This window comes from Micromonospora sp. NPDC049679 (genome assembly GCF_040659735.1).
Lineage (GTDB): Bacteria > Actinomycetota > Actinomycetes > Mycobacteriales > Micromonosporaceae > Micromonospora_I.
Genome location: NZ_JBFANZ010000105.1, coordinates 1 through 1030 on the forward strand (window position 1 = coordinate 1; position 1030 = coordinate 1030).

The 1030-nt window shown below is 61.7% G+C and carries 2 protein-coding genes; one reads left to right on the plus strand and one right to left on the minus strand.

The annotated features are described in order from the left end of the window. Positions 1–55: 55 nt before the first annotated feature. The gene (locus AB0J06_RS26460) at positions 56–670 is read left to right on the plus strand and encodes a recombinase family protein (RefSeq protein WP_047306878.1); all 615 of its coding nucleotides are present in this window, start codon (positions 56–58) and stop codon (positions 668–670) included. 37 nt (positions 671–707) lie between these two features. On the opposite strand, the gene AB0J06_RS26465 is transcribed toward AB0J06_RS26460, so the two are convergent. Further along, the coding region (locus tag AB0J06_RS26465) for a transposase (protein ID WP_357432399.1) at positions 708–1030 on the minus strand (323 nt) is incomplete at its 5' end.

A 1030-nucleotide genomic window follows, 5' to 3' on the forward strand; every position in this document is an offset into this window, starting at 1 on the left:
GAGCTTCCCGATGCAAACTGTCACATAATCGAACGTATATGTGACAGGACAAAATATGCAAATTGGCTACATGCGGGTATCCAAGGCTGACGGCACCCAGGGGACGGACTTGCAGCGCGATGCGCTGGTTGCTGCCGGCGTCGATCCGGCCCACCTCTATGATGATCAGGTGTCCGGCAAGCGCGAGGACCGCCCCGGTCTGGTCGCATGCCTCAAAGCGCTACGGCCAGGTGACACGCTGGTGGTCTGGAAGCTCGACCGGCTGGGTCGGGACCTGCGTCACCTCATCAACACCGTGCACGATATGACCGGGCGCGGTGTCGGGCTAAAAGTGCTGACCGGACATGGCGCTGCCATCGACACCACGACGGCAGCTGGCAAGCTGGTCTTTGGCATCTTTGCGGCACTAGCCGAGTTCGAGCGCGAACTGATTGCCGAGCGCACCATTGCCGGCCTGGCGTCGGCGCGGGCGCGCGGTCGAAAGGGCGGGCGTCCGTTCAAGATGACCGCAGCCAAGCTGCGGCTGGCCATGGCCGCGATGGGCCAGCCAGAAACCAAGGTGGGTGACCTGTGTCTGGAGCTTGGAATCACACGGCAGACCCTGTACCGGCACATTTCGCCCAAGGGCGAGTTGCGCCCCGATGGCGAGAAGCTGCTTGCCCGCACGTGACACGATGAGTGCCACCTACGCCATCGGCTTAGAGCCGCTAACACCACCTATCCACGAAGCGTGCGCAGATGATCGCGGCTGCCAACTTCAAAAGCGCTTCGTGGATGTCAAGGCGCCTTTCAAAGCGGATTCGCAGTTTGCCAAAGCCAGCAAACCATCCGTGCGTCCTCTCCACTACCCAGCGATGTTTGCCCAGCCTTTCGCTGCTTTCAATGCCGCGCCTGGCAATGCGGCTGGATATGCCTCGCTGCCTCAGATGGGCACGGCAGCGTTTGTAGTCATAGCCTTTGTCAGCATGCAGCTTCGCTGGTCGCTTGCGAGGTCGACCCTGCAGGCCTGCAACGCCAGGGATCGCATCCA